This window comes from Pseudomonas sp. S2_B07 (assembly GCF_054668435.1).
The window spans coordinates 1,344,066-1,370,601 of the sequence record NZ_CP162769.1 but is presented as its reverse complement, the minus strand read 5'-3'; the positions used below and the strand labels follow the sequence as shown (position 1 = coordinate 1,370,601).

Annotated in this window: 23 protein-coding genes, 2 tRNA genes and 3 pseudogenes; 20 read left to right on the top strand and 8 right to left on the bottom strand. The window is 56.3% G+C overall.

Annotation, left to right across the window (positions count from 1 at the left end):
- Positions 1-3 precede the first annotated feature (3 nt).
- The 3 genes from ihfA to AB4N43_RS06330 all read left to right on the top strand — a co-directional run bounded on the left by ihfA (position 4) and on the right by AB4N43_RS06330 (position 809).
- Positions 4-306 (top strand): integration host factor subunit alpha, encoded by a 303-nt coding sequence (ihfA, locus tag AB4N43_RS06340; RefSeq protein ID WP_002553164.1) that lies wholly within the window; start codon positions 4-6, stop codon positions 304-306.
- Positions 287-643 carry a MerR family transcriptional regulator gene (locus AB4N43_RS06335; protein ID WP_003179985.1) on the top strand — a complete coding sequence of 119 codons (357 nt, stop codon included), beginning with the start codon at positions 287-289 and terminating at the stop codon, positions 641-643. Before ihfA ends, AB4N43_RS06335 begins: the two co-directional genes overlap by 20 nt.
- Positions 644-732: 89 nt before the next feature.
- A tRNA-Pro gene (locus tag AB4N43_RS06330) sits at positions 733-809 on the top strand.
- A gap of 89 nt (positions 810-898) precedes the next feature.
- Here the strand turns inward: AB4N43_RS06330 and AB4N43_RS06325 are convergent.
- Positions 899-1,264: pseudogene (locus tag AB4N43_RS06325) on the bottom strand (site-specific integrase); the annotation flags it as partial.
- Between AB4N43_RS06325 and AB4N43_RS06320 the strand changes: the two are divergent.
- A pseudogene (locus AB4N43_RS06320) lies at positions 1,264-1,668 on the top strand (NlpC/P60 family protein); the annotation flags it as partial. The pseudogenes AB4N43_RS06325 and AB4N43_RS06320 overlap by 1 nt on opposite strands.
- A 768-nt stretch (positions 1,669-2,436) precedes the next feature.
- Here the strand turns inward: AB4N43_RS06320 and AB4N43_RS06315 are convergent.
- Positions 2,437-2,700 carry a protein L gene (locus AB4N43_RS06315; RefSeq protein WP_460153559.1) on the bottom strand — a complete coding sequence of 88 codons (264 nt, stop codon included), beginning with the start codon at positions 2,698-2,700 and terminating at the stop codon, positions 2,437-2,439.
- A gap of 109 nt (positions 2,701-2,809) precedes the next feature.
- A complete protein-coding gene (locus AB4N43_RS06310; protein WP_460153557.1) occupies positions 2,810-3,682 on the bottom strand; it encodes a serine protease family protein in 873 nt (290 codons plus the stop codon).
- Between the two features lie 1,155 nt (positions 3,683-4,837).
- Here AB4N43_RS06310 and AB4N43_RS06305 point away from each other — a divergent pair.
- From AB4N43_RS06305 to AB4N43_RS06295, 3 genes are all read left to right on the top strand, one after another.
- The gene (locus AB4N43_RS06305) at positions 4,838-6,043 is read left to right on the top strand and encodes a hypothetical protein (RefSeq protein WP_460153556.1); all 1,206 of its coding nucleotides are present in this window, start codon (positions 4,838-4,840) and stop codon (positions 6,041-6,043) included.
- A gap of 126 nt (positions 6,044-6,169) precedes the next feature.
- Positions 6,170-6,592 carry a hypothetical protein gene (locus AB4N43_RS06300; protein ID WP_460153554.1) on the top strand — a complete coding sequence of 141 codons (423 nt, stop codon included), beginning with the start codon at positions 6,170-6,172 and terminating at the stop codon, positions 6,590-6,592.
- Positions 6,593-6,635: 43 nt separating this feature from the next.
- The gene (locus tag AB4N43_RS06295; RefSeq protein WP_460153552.1) at positions 6,636-6,923 is read left to right on the top strand and encodes a tail assembly protein; all 288 of its coding nucleotides are present in this window, start codon (positions 6,636-6,638) and stop codon (positions 6,921-6,923) included.
- Between the two features lie 3 nt (positions 6,924-6,926).
- Here the strand turns inward: AB4N43_RS06295 and AB4N43_RS06290 are convergent.
- The 3 genes and pseudogenes from AB4N43_RS06290 to AB4N43_RS06280 all read right to left on the bottom strand — a co-directional run bounded on the left by AB4N43_RS06290 (position 6,927) and on the right by AB4N43_RS06280 (position 9,431).
- A pseudogene (locus tag AB4N43_RS06290) lies at positions 6,927-8,030 on the bottom strand (IS3 family transposase).
- A gap of 143 nt (positions 8,031-8,173) precedes the next feature.
- The gene (locus AB4N43_RS06285; protein WP_460153550.1) at positions 8,174-8,740 is read right to left on the bottom strand and encodes a hypothetical protein; all 567 of its coding nucleotides are present in this window, start codon (positions 8,738-8,740) and stop codon (positions 8,174-8,176) included.
- 295 nt (positions 8,741-9,035) lie between these two features.
- Positions 9,036-9,431: a hypothetical protein gene (locus tag AB4N43_RS06280; RefSeq protein WP_050590122.1), complete on the bottom strand. Its 396-nt coding sequence runs from the start codon at positions 9,429-9,431 to the stop codon at positions 9,036-9,038.
- A gap of 161 nt (positions 9,432-9,592) precedes the next feature.
- On the opposite strand from AB4N43_RS06280, the gene AB4N43_RS06275 reads away from it, so the two are divergent.
- From AB4N43_RS06275 to AB4N43_RS06265, 3 genes are all read left to right on the top strand, one after another.
- Positions 9,593-9,811 carry a hypothetical protein gene (locus AB4N43_RS06275; RefSeq protein WP_027921477.1) on the top strand — a complete coding sequence of 73 codons (219 nt, stop codon included), beginning with the start codon at positions 9,593-9,595 and terminating at the stop codon, positions 9,809-9,811.
- Between the two features lie 211 nt (positions 9,812-10,022).
- Positions 10,023-10,319 carry a DUF2513 domain-containing protein gene (locus AB4N43_RS06270; protein ID WP_027921476.1) on the top strand — a complete coding sequence of 99 codons (297 nt, stop codon included), beginning with the start codon at positions 10,023-10,025 and terminating at the stop codon, positions 10,317-10,319.
- Between the two features lie 49 nt (positions 10,320-10,368).
- A tRNA-Met gene (locus AB4N43_RS06265) sits at positions 10,369-10,444 on the top strand.
- 319 nt (positions 10,445-10,763) lie between these two features.
- Here AB4N43_RS06265 and AB4N43_RS06260 read toward each other — a convergent pair.
- Entirely contained in the window at positions 10,764-11,879 is a 1,116-nt protein-coding gene (locus AB4N43_RS06260) for a Gfo/Idh/MocA family protein (RefSeq protein WP_460153547.1), read from the bottom strand.
- Between the two features lie 179 nt (positions 11,880-12,058).
- On the bottom strand, positions 12,059-12,979 hold the full coding sequence (locus AB4N43_RS06255; RefSeq protein ID WP_027921474.1) for a MurR/RpiR family transcriptional regulator: 921 nt from the start codon (positions 12,977-12,979) through the stop codon (positions 12,059-12,061).
- Positions 12,980-13,289: 310 nt separating this feature from the next.
- On the opposite strand from AB4N43_RS06255, the gene AB4N43_RS06250 reads away from it, so the two are divergent.
- The 10 genes from AB4N43_RS06250 to AB4N43_RS06205 all read left to right on the top strand — a co-directional run bounded on the left by AB4N43_RS06250 (position 13,290) and on the right by AB4N43_RS06205 (position 26,422).
- The gene (locus AB4N43_RS06250) at positions 13,290-15,227 is read left to right on the top strand and encodes a bifunctional 5-dehydro-2-deoxygluconokinase/5-dehydro-2-deoxyphosphogluconate aldolase (RefSeq protein WP_460153545.1); all 1,938 of its coding nucleotides are present in this window, start codon (positions 13,290-13,292) and stop codon (positions 15,225-15,227) included.
- Positions 15,228-15,376: 149 nt separating this feature from the next.
- Positions 15,377-16,270, top strand: coding sequence for a myo-inosose-2 dehydratase (iolE, locus tag AB4N43_RS06245; RefSeq protein WP_460153543.1), 894 nt, complete (start codon positions 15,377-15,379; stop codon positions 16,268-16,270).
- Positions 16,267-17,076 carry a 5-deoxy-glucuronate isomerase gene (gene iolB, locus AB4N43_RS06240; RefSeq protein WP_410921868.1) on the top strand — a complete coding sequence of 270 codons (810 nt, stop codon included), beginning with the start codon at positions 16,267-16,269 and terminating at the stop codon, positions 17,074-17,076. The genes iolE and iolB overlap by 4 nt, the downstream gene beginning before the upstream one ends.
- Positions 17,077-17,120: 44 nt before the next feature.
- Positions 17,121-18,623, top strand: a complete 1,503-nt coding sequence (locus AB4N43_RS06235; RefSeq protein ID WP_460153541.1) for a CoA-acylating methylmalonate-semialdehyde dehydrogenase — start codon at positions 17,121-17,123, stop codon at positions 18,621-18,623.
- 25 nt (positions 18,624-18,648) lie between these two features.
- Positions 18,649-19,470 carry a TIM barrel protein gene (locus AB4N43_RS06230; RefSeq protein WP_027921469.1) on the top strand — a complete coding sequence of 274 codons (822 nt, stop codon included), beginning with the start codon at positions 18,649-18,651 and terminating at the stop codon, positions 19,468-19,470.
- A 136-nt stretch (positions 19,471-19,606) separates the two neighbouring features.
- Positions 19,607-21,538, top strand: coding sequence for a 3D-(3,5/4)-trihydroxycyclohexane-1,2-dione acylhydrolase (decyclizing) (iolD, locus tag AB4N43_RS06225; RefSeq protein ID WP_410921869.1), 1,932 nt, complete (start codon positions 19,607-19,609; stop codon positions 21,536-21,538).
- 40 nt (positions 21,539-21,578) lie between these two features.
- A complete protein-coding gene (locus tag AB4N43_RS06220) occupies positions 21,579-22,589 on the top strand; it encodes a bifunctional inositol 2-dehydrogenase/D-chiro-inositol 1-dehydrogenase (protein ID WP_027921467.1) in 1,011 nt (336 codons plus the stop codon).
- Positions 22,590-22,652: 63 nt separating this feature from the next.
- The gene (locus AB4N43_RS06215) at positions 22,653-23,705 is read left to right on the top strand and encodes a Gfo/Idh/MocA family protein (protein ID WP_460153538.1); all 1,053 of its coding nucleotides are present in this window, start codon (positions 22,653-22,655) and stop codon (positions 23,703-23,705) included.
- Between the two features lie 154 nt (positions 23,706-23,859).
- Positions 23,860-24,786, top strand: coding sequence for a sugar ABC transporter substrate-binding protein (locus AB4N43_RS06210; RefSeq protein ID WP_027921465.1), 927 nt, complete (start codon positions 23,860-23,862; stop codon positions 24,784-24,786).
- 70 nt (positions 24,787-24,856) lie between these two features.
- A complete protein-coding gene (locus AB4N43_RS06205) occupies positions 24,857-26,422 on the top strand; it encodes a sugar ABC transporter ATP-binding protein (protein ID WP_460153536.1) in 1,566 nt (521 codons plus the stop codon).
- Positions 26,423-26,536 lie beyond the last annotated feature (114 nt).

Here is a 26,536-nt window from a genome sequence, read left to right as displayed (position 1 = left end):
CGTATGGGGGCTCTGACGAAAGCTGAGATGGCGGAACGTCTGTATGAAGAGCTGGGCCTGAATAAACGGGAGGCCAAGGAATTGGTCGAACTGTTTTTTGAAGAAATCAGGCACGCTCTTGAAGACAACGAACAAGTCAAATTGTCCGGTTTCGGCAATTTCGACCTTCGGGACAAACGCCAGCGGCCTGGCCGCAATCCGAAAACGGGGGAAGAAATCCCGATCACGGCTCGCCGTGTGGTCACCTTTCGTCCAGGGCAGAAGTTGAAGGCCCGAGTTGAGGCTTATGCTGGAACCAAGTCATAACGACGAGCTCCCCGTCATCCCAGGCAAACGCTACTTCACCATTGGTGAAGTCAGCGAGCTGTGTGCGGTAAAACCGCACGTGCTGCGCTATTGGGAGCAGGAGTTTCCTCAACTCAACCCCGTCAAACGCCGCGGGAACCGCCGGTATTATCAGCGACAAGACGTGCTGATGATCCGGCAGATCCGCGCGCTTCTTTACGATCAAGGGTTCACCATCGGCGGCGCGCGCTTGCGCTTGTCCGGCGATGAAGCCAAAGACGACACCACCCAATACAAACAAATGATCCGGCAGATGATTGCCGAGCTGGAAGATGTGTTGGTGGTCCTCAAGAAATAATTTCATGCGTTTGAATACTTCCAGTTTTCAAAAGCTTGCGATATATTCTTGAGCGTCCTTCGAGAAGAGGGACGAGTTTCACGCCTAGTCGGGGCGTAGCGCAGTCCGGTAGCGCACTAGCATGGGGTGCTAGGGGTCGAGTGTTCGAATCACTCCGTCCCGACCATTATTCCTGAGTAAAATCAGTCACTTAAGCCGATCAGCTAGATCGGCTTTTTTGTGTCTGCGCAAAACCCGCGCAAAACTGGCGCAAAACTACCCGGTGATTTCGCTGATATTCAAGTCCGGAATTGCTTCGGACCAAACGATTTCCTCGTGGTCCCGCTGGTAGTTTCTGGTCATGCCCTCGCTCGCATGGCCAGCTATTTTCTGACCATCCTTTCCGGCTTTTTTGTACAGGTGCAGCGACAGCGCTCGCACTTCGTGGAAGCCCGGCATCTCTTCTTCCTTCTATCCCGCGTAGCAGTTCGCCGCCTCCCTGGCCTCCTTGAATGCTCGCGTCAAATACCTCTCCTCAACCTTTGTCCAGTGATCCTTGGTTTGCGCCTGTTTCTGTTTCCGGCGCTCGGGCTTTCGGTGTACCAGGTAGGGCGAAACGACATCGTCGCGGCATCGGCTGATGGGATTGCTGGCAGGTCTGCGCTGATTGGTATAAACGCGAGTGGGGACTGGGGTTCGAAGCCTTCAAGCGCGCCGATGGCTGGTGGGAGAGCAAGGACAACACCAGCCTGTACGAGGCGTACTACGAGGCCGCCGGCTTCTACAAGGTCGATCAGCCGCAGCGTGGCGACATGATCGTGATGGACGTGGGGCGGACGGTTCATCCAAACCACGCTGGGATATTCCTCGGCGGTGATCCGTCGATGCCTAGGGAGGATGTTATGACCTTTGGCCCCCGTCCTTTTCTGCTGCATCACCTATATGGTAGGCCCTCCGAAATTATCATTTTCGGAGGGCCGTGGCTCGACCAGACGCGCCTGATGCTCAGGCACAAATACGCAAAACCCACCACTAGCACGCGATAGTGAAACTTCTTGCGCGGGAGCTTACATGGATTTAATTTCAGTACTGGAAGAAAAGGGTCTACGAGAATTTCAGGACAGACCCTTCCATCCCTCGCTCTATACTTTTGAGCGCTTCAAGCAGACCATTAACCACGACTTCAAGGTTGCTCCATGTATCAGGATCCCCGTTACCATATGCACTGAAATAGACACAGAAGCGCACCCCTGTACGCTCACTCTCAGCCCCGGGCAGGTCGAGGTAATCCGTAGGAGCGCCGGCAATATCAAAGATGGCCTTGTGAAAGTCGGGCCGTTCTATTTGGAGGTGTAGACTTAGCATTCGGTAAAGCCACTGAGCTGTACCTTTGTTTATGTTGTGTTGCAAATCTCGAAAAAAAACTCTACTCTGCCTGTTACCTTGTTGGAAAAAACAAACTGTTCATCAGGATTTGTCGAGGGCGGTCGGAAATAGCAGTCATTTGTTTCCAACAGGCCTGAAGGTCTGTTCACCCACTCCAGTAGTTCATAAAACCGCAGAATAGTTTTTTGACTTTCGTGGGGCTTGAAGTCCTCCAGAACCTCTCGGATGAGTTCAGGTTTTTCTCGGAAGCTGCAATACTCCCCGGCGTTTTCACTGTAAGTAGTCTTACCCCAAGGGTGACTGCGTCCTGCTGACTCCTGTAGCTCAAAATGCGACACGACAAGCATATCCACCTCCTAGGTCGTAATCGCGCCGAAATTGGCGCAATCCCAGTCCTTGGGCTTGCAAGCAAAGGACTGGGAAATCGGTCATCCTTTGGTTTCGGTCTTGACGATTAGGCGCCACTTCACAGCTTTTGAATTTCCGGTGTGCTGGTGCTTATTCTGTGTTGGGAAGGGGTCATCCTTGTTTGATGTGATCTCGTGACCGCATCCCTCGCAGCGATAGATCCCCGATGCAGGAACCGTGTCCCCGATGTTATAAATCGTGGTCCAAAACGCACCACCTAGCAGTGTTGGAGCCGATCTTGTTTTTTCAAGATATTGTGCAGTTTCTTCTGTGAAGAGGGCCATATTGAATCCTTCCTGTGGCTCTGATTGGGGGCACAACGCTACTACGCTCGTATCTGATCCCGCCACTGGCCTTTCGTCCACGCTGGATGGGCAGACAGCAAGTAAACTTTCATTCGCTTTGAGCTGCCCTCAAGGCCGCTTTAGCTTCGCGCTCTTGGTTATCTTTTTCCGCCACACTGAAGATCTCCTCAAGAGCCGAAACGTGCCACACACGACCTAGGTCCGACTCGGCGTTTACTCGGCCTGCATAGATTCCAAGAAACTCCCATGTAGTATTGCCAGACATGATAGTACTTACTCTGTCTCCTACCTTTTTTCTAGACTGAGTAGTCCTATAGGCAACTACAGCCGAACCTGATTGGCCTTGGTGTGTACGGCAATCGATAAGAAAATAAGGGTTCTTCGGGTCGAGCAAACTCAAATCTTGCGCCAGGAATCCAGTTGCCCAAATGGGGAACTTTCCAGCTACAGACAAACCGAAAGGAAAACCGATAACACTTACAGTTTCGCTTGGGCTTACAAATAGCCCGTGCCTATCAAGACCTGGATTTAGGTAATAGGGCATTTTCCAGACATCTGAGCCCCATGAAAGGTTCAACGCTACTGCATCTACGATTTCGCCGAGTGTAGGATGCTCAAACCAATATGGAGATCCGTCATCGCGATAAAGTGGAAGCTTGATCTTCAGCCAAGAACCCGGCTGATCAGAGCTTTGATGGAAATATATAACGATATTATCCGGAATCGCGGCATTGCTACTAAGACACTCACCTGTATCCAACTTGCGACCGGTAACGTTATGCTTGTTGGTAAATAGGCAACAATGAGATTGCTGGTCTCTTGCCACTAAAAATGCTGTACCGCTACTGAGCAATGTTTCACCAAAGTACATCTCAATATATAGAGATTTCATAGTTGGCAGTTCAAGATTGATTCCGGCTTCAATTTTTTCGTGAGGCGCGTTATTTTCAGTGTGTGTCATATTCTCATCTAACTTGGAAAAATTGACCGAGCGCTGCAGTAGGGGGGTAAGTGCCTTTAGCAGAACAAGAGCTAATCCTACGAAAAATGGAGGCTACTACTCGGGAGTGCTACAGCGTTACTGGGGATTCGTACAGGCGAGAATGAGCTAAACATTTTTTGGGCGGTGCCGATATTCTCTGATCCATTACCAGCGGAGTAGCTGCTCCGTACCAATCAAAGGAATGAAGTCGTGACAATCAAGCACACTGCGACCTGTCCCCACTGTATGAGCAATGTCCCATGGGGCGCTCAAGTCTGCAGAGGTTGTCACGCTGAAGTGAGTTATGGCACACCTCGAGGCGTTGCATTTTTCCTCCTCATTCTCTGTTTTATCGCTGGAGGGTGGGTAACCGATCTGGCCCAAAACTACATCTGGGCTAACTCCACGTTTCTGTTTATCGTCTTCAGTGCCATCTTTCTGCTGTGTGCTTGGGCGTCTCGAAAAATTTGCGAGCGTTATGACGGAAAAGCGATTTTTCGGCGTTCCTATCGGAAATAGAAATACCACACCACGATGAGCCCAGCGCGCCCCGCTGGGCTTTTTCGTTTCTGGCAACCCAGCGCTACAGCCATCCTCTTTCATTGACGTCGCGTTACTGGGGATTCGTACAGGCGAAAGCCCTGCGTGCCGAGCTACGCCTGGATGATTTCAGGCTGTTTATCTAGAAGTGCGAGAAGCATCTGGTCGTGTGACGCCCGTGTTGCCCTATAGAACATGCACCGATCTAGAAGAATCCGTTTCATGCTCCGGGCCGACGCAAGGTGCCTGGGCTCGACAGAGAATGTCGCGGTCTTGCCGCTGCTACTGTCAGTCACTTCCAAGTGGTATCGCCCAATCAAGCCGTCGTCTCGTTTGGTGTGGCCGAGGCATTTGAAGTTGAAAGTGGTGTCTGTCATGCCTTTCTCCGAATTCAGAGTGTGAATGGTTCCTGCCTTCGGCTCGCAAAGGACTGGGGTATCCGTTGCGTGGAGGCAGGAAGGCTACCAGCAGGCGGGGACGGTGTGTTACTGGTGATACGTCCACGTTGGACTTGTAGACACGTTGTTCGGTCTCAGTTTCAATGCACGCCGATTGAAGTTGCTCGTCAGCATCCCATCTCAAAAGGAATTCATAATGCAGGTGAGCATGCTCACTGAGCGGGAGGCAACTCAAACGCTCAAACGATTAGTTCAGCAATGCACGAGATATGACGTCGCTGTGGCATGGGCAGGTGCAAACAAAGTAGTCGACACCATGCTGGACTCCACAGAAAAACTCAGGAAAGTCGTCATTGGTACGCACATGTACCAGACTGATCCTGCAGTGCTTCGTCGCTTTATGCCATTCGACGGAGCACGTTGCCTCCCTCCAAGTGGTCGTCTTTTTCATCCTAAAATTTATCTGTTTGAAATGCCTAAGGGGATAGCCGCCGTAGTAGGAAGTCACAACCTAACCGGCGGCGCTTTTGGCGGTAGGAATGTAGAGGTCAGCGTGCTACTCCATGGCGATGAGGGCAGCGAAGTCCTTGCTGACTTGAAATCGTTTATTGATTCGAGCTGGAGTTCTGCGGAACGCATCAGCGAGGATGGTTTCCTTTTTTCCTACGAAGCTCAGTACTTGGCCAACAAAGGTAAACTCGCTCAGCTGGAAAAATTTAATCGGTTAAAAAAGCCGCGGCCTGGTGCCAAGACATCACCGCTGGCTCTAACGTGGTCAAAGTTTGTTGAGGGCGTGAAAAACGATGGCAATCACAATTTAGTGGGGCGGCTTGCGATTCTTGAGCAAGCAGCATTGTTATTTGCTGAGAGTGGCACCTTTGCAAATATGTCTCTTTTAGAACGGAAAGCCATTTCAGGTACGTATGGGAGCAAAGAACCTAGACTGAGCAATCTTGATTGGGCATGGTTTGGGAACATGGTCGGTCAGGGGGATTTTAAAAGTTTGGTCAATCGAACTCCTCGGTTACTTTCGGCTGCATTGGACCATATTCCGGTGGAGGGGGACGTATCAGAGGAACAGTTCCAGGCTTTCGTTCGGGATTTCGATCGGGCCTTCCGGAACAAAACACATAAAGGTGGTGTAGCGACAGCTTCTCGGCTTTTAGTTATGAAACGACCAGATTTTTTTGTTGGCGTAAACCGAGCGAACAGAACTGGTATATGTGATGCATTTGGTGTGGCACACACAACCCTGAGTCTTGAGAATTATTGGGAACGCATCGTAATACCGATGCAGAGTAGTCCTTGGTGGTTACAAGCTCGGCCGCGAGGGAAGTCGGCTGCGCGTATTTGGGATAATCGGGCAGCACTCCTTGACAGTATTTACTACGAACCTATCTAACTTACTGTACAGATAATGCGAGGCCTCTTAGTCATGAGATGTAAAGTGATCGCCCAGCCCATAGAGCTTATTTCGTTTCCGGTATCCCCAGTGCTACAGTCAAGTGTTTTAGGACAAGGATGAATCATGCGGATTTTGATAGGGGCGGTGGCCATTGCGATGTTGGCGGGGTGTGCGACGTCGCCAACTCCATCGGGCGAAGCCAAGCAGGCGCGCGCCAGCCAGTTGTCGGCTTACCAGAGCAAACCATCAGGGGCCTACGGCACTCTCCAAGTTATCCGCGACTCTGGGCACACCGGAAGCCTTTGCTCAATGGCAGTCTTCATCGATGGAAAGCAATCAGCCAAACTCGATCCAGGACAGAAGGCTTCTTTCTATCTGCCACCTGACTCCGTTTCGGTGGGAGCCGCTTATACAGGATCCGGAATCTGCTCGATGGGCGCAGATCGGGTAGAGCGAGAGGCCACAGTCAAAGACGGTGCAGTGAAGAAGTACAGAGTTTTCACCGGCGGTGATGGGCAGATAGATATCCTTCCCACAACGCTTTGAACAAGACCGCCTCCGGGCGGTTTTTTATTGTCCGGAGAATGGCATGTGCTCAGTTATTAACTACACCCCAACAACGAACGTCATGCTTTTGGGCTCGCTGGCGAAAAGGTTTTTCCGCAATAAGACGTACCTCTTGGATGGCGGTTCTGCTGTGGAAGTATTCCGAGCGCTCAATGCGACGATCGAAGGATTCGCTGAAGAAATAAGGCGACTTGAACGTCTTGGGTTGAAGTTTGCGATCTTCCGTAACCGCAAAAACGTCGGAGTAGATGGCTTCGATCTCGGCGGCACAAGGGAAATCCGCATTGTTCCAGTAATCGGTGGTATGTAGTGGTCAACTAATCCCGGACACGACGTTAAGTTTTTCCTCGGCCCGCGCTGGCGCCAACCCATCGTTGAATTGGTGAGGCCGAATCCAGTTGTAGCGATGCATCAAAAAATGGCTGATATCGCGCTGTGCTTCCTGCGCAGTTCGATAGCCCACGATCGGTATCCATTCTGTTTTCAAGCTGCGAAATACGCGCTCCATCGGTGCGTTGACGCTCCTATGTCAACAAGATCGAGCTGAATCGGCTAAATCTGCCAGGATCAAAGGGTATAGCTCCCTGACGATATAGCGCTTTAAACAGCGCTTTGATCACCAGCTCAGCGTCTGGCTTTTCCGACAGCGCCCAGCCCACGATCCGACGTGTACAAAGATCCAGGACGACAGCCAGGTAATGCCACTTTCCTTGCGCCCAAATGTAGGTGATATCGCCGTACCAGACTTGATTGGGCGCTGGCACGTCGAACTCGCGGTTCAATGTGTTCGGGATATCCAGTCTTTCTACTGTTGCTCGTTTGTAGGCATGGGAGCCGGGTTGTTTGCTGACTAAATCAAGCTCGCGCATCAAGCTACGCACTTTGAATCGACCGAGTTGCTCACCGTCTTCACGCATCAGCGACAGGATGCTGCGACTGCCCGCAGAGCTGCGACTTTGCGAGAACAGCTCACTGACGCGACTACGCAATCGAAGCCGTTCAACATCGGGCGTGCGGCGCCGCAGGCGCTGGGCGTAGTAACACGAGCGAGTGACGTCAAACACCTTGCACAGCCAATCAATCGGCTCATGGGCGCTCAACTGGTCAATCAGCGCGAACGCTCGTGATCTTCCGACATCAAGAGCGCGGTAGCCTTTTTTAGTATTGATTTCTCTCGCTCAAGCCGAGCAATCCGGGCTTCCAGCTCCTGAATTTTTTGCTGTTCCGGAGTCAGTGCCTTGCTCTGCGGGGTGACGCCTTTAAGTTCTTTCTGAATCTGGTCAACCCAGCGGCGCAATGCCGATTCACCAATGCCGAGTGAACGGCTGGCTTCGATGTAGCTGTAGTTTTGTTTGAGCACAAGGTCGGCAGCCTCGCGCTTGAATTCAGGAGTAAAGGAGCGGCGTTGTTTGGTCATCTGACACCTCGATCTGGCGAGCATTCTCGCCTAAATGGGTGTCCGGTTTCATTAGACCACTACAGTAGATCATATGCTTGCGTTGGTTTCGGGGTCACCTTGACATGGTGGTTCCTTATGGTTTCGCCTTTAGAACAGTTTTATCACTCGACACGATAAAGAAGCCTTGCTACCGGATTTGCCGATTTGTAGCTGCCTTCTGACGGGTAGAGGCTATATGCGAGTCCGTTTGTTGGGAAATTTACGATGGTTTCTACTACCTGCGATTCCGCAGGAATGGTTGGAAAGGCGCCAGGCTTAGAAAGGAATGCTCGAAATGAGATGCGATAGCCTTCGTTTGATCGTGGCAAAGAAAAGCGTTCCCGCGACATGCCAGCCCCAAATTCTGCCCATACAGCAGTCGAGGGATAGGAGAAGTGGTGTCCGTTGACCTCAACGACAATACGTCCAACCTGAAATTCGTTTGATTCGACGCCTTCAATAGTGAGCCAGCGTTGTGGTTCTACTGTTGAGCGACCAACATACCCTGCCGCCACGAGCCCAACCGCAGTAATTACAGCAACCAGGATCGCCTGGAATGCTGTGATTTTCGCGGCGGCTATTTCTGGAGCCTGCGTCATAAACGACCTCGCAAAGACATGGTTTGTGAATATCGCCTCTATTTGACAATAGCTTGTCTTGAACAATATGAAGATGGTTAAACCAGCCAAAAGAAATTTCCACGCGATACACAAGATTTGCGCGCAAAACCACCGCTGGAAGCCGCGGTTTACCGTTTGCATAAGCACAAAAAATCGGATGTTTTGCCTTGCTCAGAAAGAGTTGTTATCCTTTAAAAACAATAGCTTGGATCGCCACAGTCCCCAGCATGGGGTGCTAGGGGTCGAGTGTTCGAATCACTCCGTCCCGACCATATAATTCAAGGGGTCGCGAGATTTTATCTCGCGACCCTTTTTTGTTTTAGACGTTTTTACCCCTACAAACGACTGGCTCTGGGTGGAATCTTCAGCGGATACCGAAGCCGGAATCGGTCTCTGCGCTTTGGCCCTCAGTTTGATAAGCGAGTTGCCGACGGTTACTAAAGATGAGTTTGCTATCGCTTACTTTCCACAAATATATGCATAGCGAGGCAACACAAGTTCCAACGTCGACATCATCGGTGTACTGACTAAGCTTGAGCTCAAACTTCAGACTACCGGTGGTCCAGCTGTATTGGTGACCCTTAATCAGACCGCGATAGTCCGACTCGCTCGACAAGTACCAGCACTTATCGGTTTCGGCGTAAGCCACCCATTTTTGGAGCGTGACTGTCAGGCCTTCCGGTCCGATCGTATCGACGTATCGACGTATCGACGTATCGACGTATCGGAGATGGTCAGGGCCTGGATTTTTGTTTTCCATGGGCAATACCTGTCCTTTGCCTCCATAGCGGCTGGCTTTTGAAGGAGAGGGACAAAGCTGACCAGTGGTCAGACTGTATGAATTATCTGAGGTGACCGTACTCGACCGTTCGAGGAGCGGCTGTTTCTCAATGGCGGTGAGTTCCGCCCAGGAGAAAGGCAATGGCTTCTATTGACGACTTCAGATTTGAGTCGCACCAGCTTCTATTAGAGCTTGACGCTGCCACCATGGGAATGATGACGCTGGTTTCATCTAGGTGTGTTTCAGGTCCCGAGTGGGATGCTGCAAACAAGAGGCAGCACGAAGCCTATAAATGCTGGGATGCCTTTATGAATGCCCCGCTCATCGCCGGCACCAACAATCTCCCGCCTGCTATCTGAGCGACTCATTCAGCGAATGGCGCTGACGTTTAAGGGGGAGGGATTTAAGGTTTCGTGTGGACGTCGAGAAGGTGCTCGACTTGATCCGACTGCATAAGTAGCGCGAAACGCACACGACACCCTGAACCCGGCCACTGCGTCGGGTTTTTTTATGGGGGCTCCATTCCCTGACTATTCTCATTTGACCTGAAACGGCAGAGGGAATTTACATATGAAGCGGAATTGGAATTACATCAAGGCACTTCTTGAGCAAGTCGAGCAGGCAAATAGAAAAGGAATTCTTCAAGAGCATGCTCTGAACGTAGTGTATGGTCACGACACTCATGACCAGGTCAAAAAGGAGCAGGCGACCCATGCACTCCAGCTCATCGTCAAGGAAGCATTCGTGGAGAGCACCGTGGACGCCTCAGGCGTGGAGACTTTGATCTCGCTCACATGGCGAGGCCATGACCTGCTTGATGACATGAGAGCGAACGTCGCCAAGTACGAATTCAAGCACTTTCATTAAGTCTCCTCCTACTAAGCCTCGCCATCGTGCGGGGCTTTTTCGTTTCAGATGCGTGGTAGAGCAGCGGTCAGCTTGTCGGGCTCATATCCCGAAGGTCGATGGTTCGAATCCATCCCTCGCAACCAATCCACTGCAGCCAGGGCAGCCTCACGGAAGGCTTGGACACTGATAAGCCGGCAATCGCAGTGCTACGACAAAACACCGACAGCCCGCGCATACAGATCTGACAGTGCTTTCTGAGTGGCGCGAGACTGAATCAGCGAGATTGATGCAATAGGGTGTCGACGTTAGGAAGTCGTTAGCTCGCCATCATAGGTTCGAATCACTCCGTCCCGACCCTATATTTAAAAAGGGTCGCGAGATTTTATCTCGCGGCCCTTTTTTATTTTCAGTGTCCCGTACTGATAGAAAAGCTACCGCCATTTAGCGCAGCCTTTTCAGCGATCACAGCTCGCTGATACTGACCCAGCGCCGTTCCCGTGCCGCCAGTCGAATCGCCGTCGCCAGTCGCTCCACTTCAAAGGCTTGCTCGAAATCAGTGCCGGCTTGTCCGTGCCCGGCCAAGGCCATGATCAGCTCATGCACTTCCAGCGTCTTCAACTCGTTGTAGCCCAGCTGATGCCCCGGCGCCGGACTGAACGCTGCGTAACCGGGCAGGTTCGGCCCGGCCAATAAACGCTGGAATCCGTCTTGCCCGGCGCGGCACAGGCGTAACTCATTCAAACGTTCCTGATCGAACGCAAGGGTGCCTTGTGTACCACTGATCTCGAAGCTCAGATGATTTTTGTAACCGTGCTTGAGCCAACTGCTGCTGAAGGTACCGCGCGCACCGCTGGAAAAGCGCAGCAAGGCATGAGTCTGATCATCGACAGCAATGTTACGCGGTTCCAGGCTACCGGCCGTGGCCGGGCGCTGACGATGCACGGTCTGGGAATCGGCGCACACTGCTTCGACAGTGCCGAGCAGATGGCGCGCCATGGCGAGCAAGTGGCTACCCAGATCGGCCAGGGCCCCGCCGGCATGTTCGGCCTCACAGCGCCACGACCAAGGGGATGCTGGATCGGCCATGAAGTCTTCGCTGAATTCGCCTTGAAAGCTGATGATCTCGCCGAGACTGCCGTTCAGTATCAGTTCCCTTGCCAGGCCGATGATCGGGTTGTGCTGGTAGTTGTAGCCGACACGCGTGACGACGCCTGCATTCTTGGCTGCCAGGTGCATGGCATTGGCTTGTTCAAGGTTCACCGCCAGCGGCTTTTCGCAGTACACCGCCTTGCCGGCGCGAATAGCGGACATCGCCATCGGGTAGTGCAGGTGGTTGGGTGTGGTGATGGCGATCAGGTTGACCTTGGGATCATCGACCAATTGCTGCCAGTCGTCATAGGCGTGCTCAAAGCCCCAGGCGGTGGCGCATGCTTGCGCACGAACGGGGTCGGCGTCGGCCAGGGCGGCGAGGTGAAGCGTGAAGGGCAGTTCGAATGCCGCACTGACGTTACGAAACGCCAAGGCATGGGCACGACCCATGAATCCCGTGCCGATAAGTCCGATTCCGAGTTCGCGCATGACAGATCCTTTGGATTCTTGTTTTCAGAGATCCAATTAATAGAATATTTATTCCTTTTTATCAATTTATGAAAATAATATTTACATCAGGCTGCTGGATCGCAGCCAGTGATTGGGCGCAGTGGGTTCGGTTCTGCCTCGACAGCCGCTGCGCGCGGAGCCAAACGTCAACGTCTCGGTCAGTCGTCGAACCCGACCTGCTCGTGAATATCGTCGACCTTCAACTCCAGTCGATAGGCCACGGCGATAAACAGCGCCTGGCACAGGCACAGAGTCGCACTCAATGAACGGAACGCAAACGAACTGCCTTCGTTGACGAGCAGAAGAGTGTTGGCACGCTTGGCCAGGGGAGAGAGATTGCTGTCGGTGATGATCAGGGTTTTCGCCTGTTGATGCTGGGCGATGCGCAGGCAGTGCTGCGTCTCCTTGCCGTATGGCGTGAAGCTGATGGCGATCACCAGGTCATTGGCGCGCACGCTGCGCATTTGCTCGCGGTAGCTGCCGCCGAGTCCCGAGACCAGGTGGATGCGCTTGTTGGTGTGTTGCAGGTTGTAGACCAGGTAATCGGCTACCGCGAACGAACGGCGCACGCCGACCACGTAGATGTTGTCGGCATTCACCACCATGTCCACGGCCTTGTCGAAGGCCTGATCATCAAGTTCCAGCCCCAGTCGTTCGATGCCCGACAGGGTCGCATCGATGCACTCGCGCGCCAGGTCGCCGCCGCTGGCTTTCTGCGATTTGTTGGCGATCATGCTGCGAATGCGCTGCTGGTAGTTCTGCACCGGCGTGGTTTTGTGGGTATACGCCTCACGGAACAACGCTTGCATTTCACTGAAGCCGCTGAAGCCGAAACGCTGGGAAAACCGCACGATGGCCGACGGGTGCACTTCGCATTCGCGGGCGATGTCGCTGATGCGGTCGACCATGATCCGGTCGCTTTGCTGGCTCATGTAACTGGCGATGCGTTTGAGCTGGCGCGGCAGGCTGTCGTATTCATTGGTGATCAGCTGCAGCAGACGCTCGGCATTGATCGGGGGGCTGGCGAAATCGCCCTCGGGCGTGCTCTCGGTCGATGCCGGCTGATCGGTGCGGGACATAGGGAATCCTTCAGGCTTGTTCTTATAGGGACGATGGTTCACCTCGTCCCCTGACAATAGGTTGGCTGTGCGCAGTCTACAGGGTAGGCCCGAACAAAATCATGAGCTTGCGGCCATGTGAAGCTTGCTGAATCGATGCACTGCCTCTGGAACGCTCGTATCAAAGTTTATTGGAAAAAATATTCCATGTAAAAAATATATAGAATAATTATTGATATTTCGGTCCCGTACGTTCTAGTCTGCATCCACCAAGAGTGTTCGGCGCGGCCATCGCCTCGAACACAGGCTGATAAAAATAACAGGAGCCAGCATGGGCCAGACTCGTTTTGCCAGTGGACGTCGGTTGGATCTGATTTGTCTGGGGCGCCTTGGCGTCGACCTTTATTCGCAGCAAATCGGGGCGCGGTTGGAGGATGTGAGCAGCTTCGCCAAGTACCTCGGTGGATCGTCCGCCAACATCGCTTTTGGCACGGCGCGCCTGGGTATGAAATCGGCGATGCTGAGCCGGGTGGGTGACGATCACATGGGCCGCTTTTTGGTGGAATCGCTGGCCCGCGAAGGTTGCGACGTCAGCGGCATCAAGGTCGACCCGGAGCGCCTGACTGCCATGGTCCTTCTGGGGCTCAAGGATCGCGAAACGTTTCCCTTGGTCTTCTACCGCGAAAACTGCGCCGACATGGCACTGCGGGCCGAAGACATCTGCGAAGCCTTCATCGCATCCAGCAAAGCGCTGCTGATCACCGGCACCCATTTCTCCACAGACGGCGTGTACAAGGCGAGCATCCAGGCGCTGGATTACGCCGAAAAGCACAACGTCAAACGGGTGCTGGACATCGACTATCGCCCGGTGCTTTGGGGCTTGGCGGGCAAAGCTGACGGCGAAACCCGTTTCGTCGCCGACCAGAACGTTAGTCAGCACGTACAGAAAATTCTCCCGCGTTTTGACCTGATCGTCGGCACTGAAGAAGAGTTTCTGATTGCTGGCGGCTCCGAGGATTTGCTCACGGCATTACGTAATGTCCGGCGGCTGAGCGCTGCGACCCTGGTGGTCAAGCTCGGCCCGCAAGGTTGCACGGTGATTCACGGGGTAATCCCGGAACGTCTCGAAGACGGCGCCATTTATCCGGGTGTGCGAGTGGAGGTGCTCAATGTGTTGGGCGCTGGCGATGCCTTCATGTCGGGCTTCCTTGCCGGTTGGCTGGAAGATGCCAGCGATGAGCGCTGCTGCCAGTTGGCCAATGCCTGTGGTGGTCTGGTGGTCTCCCGCCACGCTTGCGCCCCGGCCATGCCGACCCGCGCCGAACTCGACTATCTGTTTAACAGTCCGGTGCCGATAACCCGGCCTGATCAGGATGAAGTGTTGCAACGTCTGCATCATGTCAGCGTGCCGCGCAGACAGTGGAAGCAGTTGTTCATTTTCGCCTTCGATCATCGTAGGCAACTGGTGGAACTAGCGCACAAGGGCGGGCGCGAGCTGAGCGCCATCGGTGAACTCAAGCAACTGTTTATCAAGGCCGTGGAGCGCGTCGAAACCGATTTGCGCAAGCAAGGCATCGAAGCCGATGTCGGGCTGTTGGCTGATCAACGCTTTGGCCAGGACTCGCTCAACGCCGCCACCGGTCGCGGCTGGTGGGTCGCTCGCCCGGTTGAAGTACAAGGCTCGCGGCCATTGGCTTTCGAGCATGGTCGTTCCATCGGCAGCAACCTGATCGCCTGGCCGCAGGAACAAATCATCAAGTGCCTGGTGCAATTCCACCCTGACGACGAGCCGTTGCTGCGACTGGAGCAGGAAGCACAGATCAAGGGTTTGTATCAGGCCTCCCAGGTCAGCGGTCATGAACTGCTGCTGGAAATCATCCCGCCCAATGATCATCCGTCGACCCATCCGCATGTGTTGTATCGCGCCCTCAAACGCCTTTACAACCTGGGCATTTACCCGGCCTGGTGGAAGATCGAAGCGCAGAGCGCCGAACAGTGGCAGCAACTCGACGAGCTGATTCAGGCGCGTGATCCGTATTGCCGAGGCGTGGTGTTGCTGGGCTTGAATGCGCCGGCCGCAGCATTGGCCGAAGGGTTTCAACAGGCCAGCAAGAGCCAGACTTGCCGTGGTTTCGCCGTCGGCCGAACGATTTTCCAGGAGCCGAGCCGCGCGTGGATGGCCGGTGAAATCGACGATGAAACGCTGATCCGTCAAGTGCAGGACACGTTTGTAGAGCTGATCGATGCCTGGCGCACAGCCCGAAGCTGAACATTTTCAATGTACGAACACTGAACCTGTGGGAGCGAGCTTGCTCGCGATGGGGCCTTCAAAGGCACCAAGAGCAACGCGAGCAAGCGCGCTCGCACAGGGTTTTGTGTCGCTCTTACTGGTTAGAAAAAACAATAAAAGGTGCAGCCATGCCCGCTATTCGAATTGGCATCAACCCGATCTCCTGGAGCAACGACGACCTGCCGTCCCTCGGTGGCGAGACGCCGCTGAGCACCGCGTTGAGCGAAGGCAAGGAAATCGGCTACGAAGGTTTCGAACTCAACGGCAAGTTCCCCAAGGATGCCAAAGGCGTCGGTGACGTGCTGCGGCCGTATGACCTGGCGCTGGTGTCCGGCTGGTATTCCAGTCGTCTGGCCCGTCGCTCGGTGGCCGAAGAAATCGACGCCATCGGCAGCCATGTCGAGTTGTTGGCGAAGAACGGCGCCAAGGTGCTGGTATACGGCGAAGTCGCTGACTCCATTCAAGGCCAGCATATCCCGTTGGTCGAACGCCCGCAGTTCCACACCGAGCGCGCCTGGCAGGAATACGCCGACAAGCTCACCGAACTGGCACGTTTCACCCTGTCCCAAGGCGTGCGCCTGGCCTATCACCACCACATGGGCGCCTACGTCGAATCCCCGACCGACATCGACAAACTGATGGCGCTGACCGGCAGTGAAGTCGGTCTGCTGTTCGATTCGGGGCATTGCTACATGGGCGGTGGCGAACCCTTGCAGGTGCTGCGCAAACACATCAAACGCATCTGCCACGTGCATTTCAAGGACGTGCGCAAGCCAGTGGTGCAGTTGGCGCGCAACAACCTGTGGAGCTTCCCGGACTGCATCATCAACGGCACGTTCACCGTGCCCGGCGATGGCGATATCGATTTTGGCGCTTTGCTCGACGTACTGCTGGCTGTCGATTACCACGGTTGGCTGGTGGTCGAAGCCGAGCAGGATCCAGCGGTGGCGCCGAGTTATGCCTACGCCAAAAAAGGCTACGACACCCTGCACGCACTGCTCGACGAGAGGATTGCACTATGAGCCTGCTGGTCAAAAGCAATGCCCGTGGCCGGACCATGGTCGAGCTGGGCAAAGGTGAGCTGCAATACGTCGGCTTCGCCGCTTACCGCTTGAGCCTGGGCGAAACCCTGCCGGTGTCGGCCGGTGATAAAGAGCTGTGCCTGGTGCTGCTCAGCGGCCGGCTCAGCATCAAGGGTGAAGCGCCGGGGCAGGGCGCATTCGACTGGGACAACATCGGTGATCGTCAGTCGGTGTTCGAAGACAAATCCCCCTTCGCCGCGTACTTGCCACCGGGCAGTCAGGCGCAAGTGGTCGCGCTCAGCGACGTGCAAATCGCCGTGTGCGCCGCGCCCGGTTCAGTGAGCAACGGCCTCGGCCCACGGCTGATCAAGCCTGACACCATGAAGCGCAGCGTGCGCGGCAAAGACGCCAACACCCGTTACGTCTGCGACATTCTGCCGGACACCGAACCGGCTCATTCGCTGTTGGTGGTGGAAGTGCGTACGCCGTCGGGTCACTCCTCAAGCTACCCGCCGCACAAGCACGACACCGACGATTTGCCGCACCAGAGTTTTCTCGAAGAAACCTATTACCACCAGATCAACCCGCCCCAGGGCTTCGTATTTCAGCGGGTGTACACCGATGATCGCAGCATCGATCAAGCCATGGCCGTGGAAAACAGCGACCTGGTGGTTGTGCCGAAGGGGTACCACCCGGTCAGCGTTCCGTACGGCTATGAGTCGTATTACCTGAACGTGATGGCCGGACCGAAACGTGTCTGGCAGTTCCATAACGATCCGCAGCACAGCTGGCTGCTGGATCTCTGAACCAGACAGCCTGAATTCCAACTTCTGCACGGAGAACACGATCAATGAGCAATGCCCCGATCATCGGCCATTACATCCACGGTCAAGTGCTGGACAGCAGCAGCGAACGGTTCAGCAACGTCTTTAACCCGGCCACCGGCAGCGTCCAGGCGCGCGTCGGGCTGGCCAGCCAGAAGACCGTAGACGAAGCCGTCGCCTCGGCCCTGAAAGCCTTTCCGGCCTGGTCCGAACAGTCGTCCTTGCGCCGTTCTCGGGTGATGTTCAAATTCAAGGAATTGCTCGACCAACATCACGATGAGCTGGCAGAAATCATCAGCCGCGAACACGGCAAGGTGTTTTCGGACGCCAAGGGCGAAGTCACCCGGGGCATCGAAATCGTCGAGTACGCCTGCGGTGCGCCGAACCTGCTGAAAACCGAGTTCAGCGACAACATCGGCGGCGGCATCGACAACTGGAACCTGCGTCAGCCGCTGGGTGTGTGCGCCGGCGTCACGCCATTCAACTTCCCGGTGATGGTGCCGCTGTGGATGATCCCGCTGGCGCTGATCACCGGCAACTGCTTCATCCTCAAGCCGTCCGAGCGCGATCCGTCCGCCAGTGTGCTGATGGCCCGCCTGTTGAGCGAAGCCGGTTTGCCCGATGGAGTGTTCAACGTGGTCCAGGGCGATAAAACCGCGGTCGACGCCCTGCTGCAGCACCCGGACATCGAGGCCATTTCCTTTGTCGGTTCGACACCGATTGCCGAATACATCCACCAGCAAGCCACCTCGCGTGGCAAGCGTGTGCAGGCACTGGGCGGGGCGAAGAATCACATGATCGTCATGCCCGATGCCGATCTGGATCAAGCAGCGGATGCCCTGATCGGCGCGGCTTACGGCTCGGCCGGCGAGCGCTGCATGGCGATTTCGATTGCCGTGGCAGTGGGCGATGTCGGCGACTCACTGATTGCCAAACTGCTGCCGCGCATTGATCAGCTCAAAGTCGGCAACGGTCTGAAGGGTGACAGTGACATGGGGCCGTTGGTGACGGCCGAGCACAAGGCCAAAGTCGAAGGTTTCATCGACGAAGGCGTAGCCCAGGGCGCACAGCTGATCGTCGACGGTCGCCACTTTAAGGTGCCAGGCGCCGAGAACGGCTTCTTCGTCGGCGCGACGCTGTTCGACAACGTCACGACCGAGATGAGCATCTACCAGCAGGAAATTTTCGGACCGGTGCTGGGCATCGTACGGGTGCCGGATTTCGCCAGCGCCGTCGCGTTGATCAACGCCCACGAGTTCGGCAACGGCGTGTCCTGTTTCACCCGCGATGGCGGCATCGCCCGTGCCTTCGCCCGCACCATCAAGGTCGGCATGGTTGGCATCAATGTACCGATTCCGGTGCCAATGGCCTGGCACTCGTTCGGCGGCTGGAAACGCTCGCTGTTCGGCGATCACCACGCTTACGGCGAAGAGGGCATCCGCTTCTACAGCCGCTACAAAAGTGTGATGCAGCGCTGGCCTGACAGCATCGCCAAGGGCCCTGAATTCAGCATGCCGACGGCCAATTGATACACCTGTGCGGAGAATAACAACAATGAGCAAACCCCTGCGTTTCGCCCTGAACCGTATGGTCGCCCCACGCTTGTCCCTGCCGGCATTCATCGAGTTGGCGGTGGCCCTCAAGGCCGACGCCATCGAAATTCGCAACGACCTTAAAGGGGTCGAGATCGAGGACGGCACGGCACCCGAGCGCGTCCGTGAATTGTGCGCGGCCAAAGGCGTTACCGTGCTGTCGATCAACGCGTTGTATCCATTTGATGTGTGGAATGACGAGCGCCGTGCGCAGGCCCTGAAACTGGCGGCTTATGCCCGTGATTGCGGCGCGCAAGGGTTGGTCATGTGTCCGCTAAACGACCGTGCCGATCCGCGTACCGAGGCCGCACGCGCTTCAGGGCTGCGCACGGCGTTGACTGAACTGGCGCCGATCCTGCGTGAACACGGCATTGTCGGTTTCATCGAGCCGCTGGGGTTCGAAGAGTGCTCGCTGCGCCGCAAGCGCACAGCGGTGGACGCGATCAAGGCCATCGGCGGGCTGGATGTGTTCCGTCTGGTGCATGACACCTTTCATCACCACTTGGCTGGCGAACATGAATGCTTCCCCGAGCTGACCGGGCTGGTGCACATCTCCGGCGTCGAGGATGCCGAGGCCCCGTTGGCGACCATTCGAGACGGTCATCGGGTGCTGGTGGGCGAGGGCGACATTCTTGGCAACGCGGCGCAAATCGACGCTTTGCTCAGCAGCGGTTATAGCGGCTACCTGTCGTTCGAACCGTTTGCCGACAGCGTCCATGGCCTGGCGGATATCCAGCAGGCGATTGGGGCGAGCATGGATCACCTGCAAAAAACCCTGGCCTGAGGCCAACGCGGATCAAATGTGGGAGCGAGCCTGCTCGCGAAAGCGCTGTGTCAGGCGACATCGATATTGACTGTGCCGCGGCCTTCGCGAGCAGGCTCGCTCCCACAGGGTTTCTTCGTTTATTGAAGGATCGGTTATGACTACGACACGACTGACCATGGCCCAGGCCCTGGTGAAATTCCTCGATAACCAGTACATCGAGGTCGATGGGGTTCAAAGCAAATTCGTCGCCGGGATCTTTACCATTTTCGGTCACGGCAACGTGCTGGGCCTGGGACAGGCCCTGGAGCAGGACAGTGGCGACTTGATCGTCCATCAGGGCCGCAACGAGCAGGGCATGGCCCACGCGGCGATCGGCTTTGCCAAGCAGCACCTGCGGCGCAAGATCTACGCCTGCTCGTCATCGGTAGGCCCGGGGGCGGCGAACATGCTGACGGCCGCTGCGACGGCGACCGCCAACCGCATTCCCTTGCTGCTGTTGCCCGGCGACGTTTACGCCTGCCGCCAACCGGACCCGGTGCTGCAACAGATCGAGCAGTTCCACGACCTGAGCATCAGCACCAACGACGCGTTCAAGGCCGTGAGCAAATACTGGGACCGCATCAACCGTCCCGAACAACTCATGACGGCGGCGATCCACGCCATGCGCGTGCTCACCGATCCCGCTGAAACCGGCGCGGTGACCCTGGCCTTGCCACAAGATGTGCAGGCCGAGGCCTACGACTATCCTGATTACTTCCTGCAAAAGCGCGTGCACCGCATCGAGCGTCGTCCGGCGACTGAAGCGATGCTCGGTGATGCGCTGGCACTGTTCAAAGGCAAGCGCAAGCCGCTGATCATTTGCGGCGGTGGGGTTCGTTACTCCGGCGCCAATGCGGCCTTGCAGGCGTTTGCCGAGCGCTTCGATATTCCTTTCGCCGAAACCCAGGCCGGCAAAAGTGCGGTGGTGTCCAGCCACCCGCTGAACGTCGGCGGGATCGGTGAAACCGGCTGCCTGGCGGCGAATCTGTTGGCCAGGGACGCGGATCTGATTATCGGTATCGGCACCCGCTACAGCGATTTCACCACCGCGTCGAAATCCCTGTTCCAACACCCGGACGTGCAATTTCTCAACCTGAATATCAGCCCCTGCGATGCCCTGAAGCTCGACGGCGCGCAACTGCTGGCGGACGCCAAAGTCGGTTTGCAAGCCCTGGCTGAAGCCTTGGGCGATTACCGCTCCGCGTGGGGCGACCAACCGCATCTGGCCAAGGTGCAACTGGACGAAGAAGTCGACCGGATCTATCAGGTCGAATACCAGGCGAAAGATTTCGTCCCGGAAATCAACGACCACATGGACCCGGCCGTATTGCGTGAATTCATCGAGCTGACCGGTTCCTGCCTGACCCAGAGCCGCGTGCTCGGCGTGCTTAACAAAACCCTGGCCGACGACGCGGTGATCGTCGCCGCGGCCGGCAGCTTGCCCGGGGACTTGCAGCGCAGCTGGCGCAGCAAGGGGGTGAACACCTATCACGTCGAGTACGGTTATTCCTGCATGGGTTACGAGGTCAACGCCGCCTTGGGTGTGAAGCTCGCCGAGCCTGAACGAGAGGTCTACGCGCTGGTTGGCGATGGCTCTTACATGATGCTGCATTCTGAACTGGCGACCTCGATCCAGGAGCGCCGCAAGATCAACGTGGTGCTGCTCGACAACATGACCTTCGGTTGCATCAACAACCTGCAGATGGGCAACGGCATGGACAGCTTCGGCACCGAGTTCCGGTTTCGCAACCCGGAAACCGGCAAGCTCGACGGCGGTTTCGTGCCGGTGGATTTCGCCATGAGCGCGGCGGCTTATGGCTGCAAGACCTACAAGGTGAACACGGTCGAAGCGCTGCAAGCCGCATTGGCCGATGCGCGCTTGCAGACCGTGTCGACGCTGATCGACATCAAGGTCCTGCCCAAAACCATGATTCACGGCTACCTGTCGTGGTGGCGGGTCGGCGTGGCGCAAGTCTCCACCAGCGCCCGCACCAATGCCGCGGCCAAGACCCTGAACGAACGACTGGCCAAGGCCCGTCAGTACTGATTGCCCTGAAACGCACAACAACACATCTAGGAGTCTTTTCATGTCTTTGAAGCTTGGAGTCATCGGCACCGGGGCCATCGGCCAAGACCATATCCGTCGTTGCAGTCAAACCTTGCTTAACAGCCAGGTCGTTGCCGTCACCGACATCAACTTGCAACAGGCCGCCAATGTGGTGTCCGACTTGAAGCTGACTGCCGAGGTCTATCCCGACGGCCACGCGCTGATCAAGGCGCCTGAGGTCGAAGCGATCCTCGTCACCTCCTGGGGACCGAGCCACGAAGAGTTTGTGCTGGCGGCGATCGCGGCGGGTAAACCGGTGTTTTGCGAGAAGCCGCTGGCGGTCACCGCTGCAGGCTGCCGCAAAATCGTCGAGGCTGAAGTGGCTCACGGCAAGCGCCTGGTTCAGGTCGGTTTCATGCGTCCCTATGACGAAGGCTATCGGGCACTCAAAGCCGTGATCGACAGCGGTCAGATTGGTGAGCCATTGATGTTGCACTGCGCGCACCGCAACCCGACCGTGGGTGAAAACTACAAGACCGACATGGCAATCACCGACACGCTGATCCATGAGCTGGATGTGTTGCGCTGGTTGCTCGATGACGACTACGTCTCGGTGCAGGTCGTATTCCCGCGCAAGACCAGCAAAGCCCTCGCGCACCTGAAAGACCCGCAGATCGTATTGCTGGAAACCGCCAAGGGCACGCGCATCGACGTGGAAGTGTTCGTTAACTGCCAATACGGCTACGACATCCAGTGCGAAGTGGTGGGGGAGACCGGCATCGCCAAATTGCCGGAGCCTTCGCAGGTTCAATTGCGCAGCGGGGCGAAGCTGTCCAACGCGATTCTGATGGACTGGAAGGATCGGTTTATCGCCGCGTATGACGTGGAGTTGCAGGCGTTCATCGATGGTGTACGCGCCGGGCAGGTGGGTGGGCCGTCAGCGTGGGACGGCTTTGCAGCCGCAGTCGCTGCAGATGCGTGCATCGAGGCGCAGAACAGCGGGGCGATCGTCAACGTGGCTCTCCCTGATCGCCCGCACTTCTACGGCTAACCGGCCTCCCTGTAGGAGCAAGCTCGCTCCCACAGGGTCCGCGTTCTATAAGGAGAATATTCCATGCGTATCGGACTTGTCGGTTACGGCCATGGCGGCCGGTTTTTCCATGCTCCGCTGATCAGCAGTTTGCCGACGGCGACGTTTGTGGGGGTGGTCACCCGTTCGCCTGAGCGCCGACAGTTGCTGGCGGCCGAGCACCCTGGGGTGCCAGCGTTCGACAGCATCGGCCAACTGGTGGAGGCCGGGATCGATGTGCTGGTGGTGTCCACTCCGCTCAAGGGGCGTCCGGCGCTGGTACTCGACGGCATCGAACACGGTGTGGCGGTGGTCAGCGACAAACCGTTTGCCGCTGACGCGCAGCAAGCGCAAACCCTGATCACCATGGCCGAGCGCCAGGGCGTGCAGCTCAGCGTCTACCAGAACCGTCGCTGGGACTCGGACTTCCTGACCGTGCGCAAACTCATCGAATCCGGTGCGTTGGGCCAGGTCACCCGTTTTGAATCGCGGATCGAACGTTACTCACCACAGGCGGTGAACAACGGCAGTGGCGGCGGCTTCCTGCGCGATCTGGGTAGCCACCTGGTGGATCAGGCGTTGCTGTTGTTCGGCCCGGTAACAAAGGTCTACGCCGAACTGGAGTACCTGGAAAAAGGCCAGGTTTTCGATAACGGCTTCTTTGTGTCCCTGACCCATGCCAGTGGCGTGACCTCACACTTGGGCGGCAGTTGCCTGCAAAGCACTCCCGGCCCGCGCTTTCGGGTGACCGGCACCCAAGGCTGTTACAGCGTTGATGGCCTGGACGGGCAAGAAGCATTGGCACTCGCCGGGCTCTCGCCAAAGTCCGAAGGTGAACGTTGGGGGGTTGAAGAGCATCGCCGCTGGGGCTGGTTTGAACAGGGCGAACGGCGCGAACGGGTTCCGTCCGAGCGCGGTTGCTGGAATCAGTTCTATTTACAGCTGCAAGCCGCGCTGCAAAGCGGTGGCCCGCTGCCTGTGGACGCCTATGACGCACTGGCGACCACCCGCGTGCTAGACGCTGCGCGACTGAGTTTCGAGCGGCATCAAGTGGTGGAGTTGAGCCCGTTCAAGCGTCATGGAACAAAATCAGAATAAAATTCTAAAATGAGTTGATATGGAAATTATTTTCCAATAAAGTCATTTTCAGCGACCTGCCTCGCGACCCGTTTCAACCCTTTGCGCTTGCCTGCTTACTGAAATCGTCACGCCTCATCCATAAAACCAACAAGAATGTGGAGAAAGACTTTTCATGAAGACCAAGATCCGCTTTGCCTCTCTTGCCTTGTCCCTGATGTTCGCCAGCGGCGCGGCGCTCGCCGATATGAAAATCGGCGTCAGCATGTCCCAGTTCGATGACACCTGGCTGACCTACCTGCGCGAATCCATGGACAAAAAAGCCAAGTCCTATCCCGAGGGCGTGCAGTTGCAATTCGAAGATGCTCGCAGCGACGTGGTGAAGCAACTGAGTCAGGTAGAAAGTTTCATCAGCCAGAAGGTTGATGCCATCGTGGTCAACCCGGTGGATACCGCCGCCACCCGGAAAATCACCGAAGCCGCCGTCAAGGCCGGCATCCCGCTGGTCTACGTCAACCGCCGCCCCGATGATCTGAAGCTGCCCAAAGGCGTCGTGACTGTCGCCTCCAACGACCTGGAGGCCGGGGAAATGCAGATGCAGTACCTGGCTGACAAGATGGGCGGCAAGGGTGACATCGTGATTCTGCTGGGCGACCTCGCGAACAACTCCACCACTAACCGCACCAAGGGCGTCAAAGACGTACTGGCCAAATACCCGAACATCAAGATCGAGCAAGAGCAGACCGGTACCTGGTTGCGAGACAAGGGCATGACCCTGGTGAACGACTGGCTGACCCAGGGCCGCAAGTTTGACGCGGTCATCGCCAACAACGACGAAATGGCGATCGGTGCCGCGATGGCACTTCAACAGGCTGGCGTCGACAAAGGCAGCGTCCTGATCGCAGGTGTCGACGGTACGCCGGACGGCTTGAACGCGATCAAGAAAGGCAACATGACGGTGTCGGTGTTCCAGGACGCCAAGGGTCAGGCCGACGGCTCCATCGACACCGCCGTGAAAATGGCCAAAAACGAGCCGGTTGAACAGGCCGTTTGGGTGCCGTACCGCTTGATCACCCCGCAAAACGTCGACACGTTCAAATAGCCCGTCCGTTCAATAACAACAATAAATACGCAAGGTTGCGACCGCGACCTTGCTGATGGAGTACCTGATCATGTTCGCTTCAGCGACTGCTTCGAACCCCCCGTTGGTGGGTATCCAGCCAACTGCAACACCTGTCGATGAGCCGTACCTGCTGGAGATCATCAACGTCAGCAAGGGGTTTCCCGGTGTGGTGGCCTTGTCCGATGTGCAGCTTCGGGTACGCCCCGGTTCTGTCTTGGCCCTGATGGGCGAAAACGGCGCCGGCAAATCCACCCTGATGAAAATCATTGCCGGCATCTACCAGCCGGATGCCGGTGAACTGCGCCTGAAGGGCAAGCCGGTGGTTTTTGAAACGCCACTGGCTGCGCTCCAGGCCGGGATCGCGATGATCCATCAGGAACTCAACCTGATGCCGCACATGAGCATCGCCGAGAACATCTGGATCGGCCGTGAACAACTCAACGGTTTCCACATGGTCGACCACCGGGAAATGCACCGCTGTACGGCGAAACTGTTGGAACGCCTGCGGATCAACCTTGATCCGGAAGAGCAGGTGGGCAACCTGAGCATCGCCGAGCGGCAGATGGTCGAAATTGCCAAAGCGGTGTCCTACGACTCCGACGTCCTGATCATGGACGAACCAACTTCGGCCATCACCGACAAGGAAGTCGCCCACCTCTTTTCGATCATTGCCGACCTCAAAAGCCAAGGCAAAGGCATCATCTACATCACCCACAAAATGAACGAAGTATTCGCTATCGCCGATGAAGTGGCGGTGTTCCGCGACGGCGCCTACATAGGCCTGCAGCGGGCCGACAGCATGGACAGCGATAGCCTGATTTCGATGATGGTCGGTCGTGAGTTGAGCCAGTTGTTTCCAGTGCGTGAAAAGCCGATTGGCGATCTGCTGCTGTCAGTGCGCGACCTCACGCTGGATGGCATCTTCAAAGGTGTCTCTTTCGACCTGCATGCCGGGGAAATCCTTGGCATTGCCGGGTTGATGGGCTCCGGCCGGACCAACGTTGCCGAAGCGCTTTTCGGGATTACCCCAAGCGACAGTGGCGAGATGCGTCTCGATGGCGAGGTGGTGCGCATCAGCGATCCGCACATGGCGATCGAGAAGGGCTTCGCCTTGTTGACCGAGGATCGCAAGCTCAGCGGCCTTTTCCCATGCCTCTCGGTATTGGAGAACATGGAAATGGCGGTGCTGCCGCACTACGTCGGCCACGGCTTCATCCAGCAAAAAGCCTTGCGGGTCTTGTGTGAAGACATGTGCAAGAAGCTGCGGGTAAAAACCCCCTCACTGGAGCAGTGCATCGATACCTTGTCGGGCGGTAATCAACAGAAAGCCTTGTTGGCGCGCTGGCTGATGACCAACCCACGCATCCTGATTCTCGACGAGCCGACCCGCGGTATCGATGTCGGCGCCAAGGCCGAGATTTACCGCCTTATCTCCTACCTCGCCAGCGAAGGCATGGCCGTCATCATGATTTCCTCGGAGCTGCCGGAAGTGCTCGGCATGAGCGACCGGGTAATGGTCATGCACGAGGGCGACCTGATGGGCACCCTCGACCGCAGCGAAGCGACTCAGGAACGAGTGCTGCAACTGGCCTCGGGAATGTCCCCGTGTCATTAAATCAAGGGTGAGCACGGTTTCTGTGACGAGGGGGCTTGCTCCCGCCGGGGTGCCAAGCGGCCCCAATGTCTCGGATTGACCGTAGAACTGGCGAGCGCTGCGCACTCGAACGGG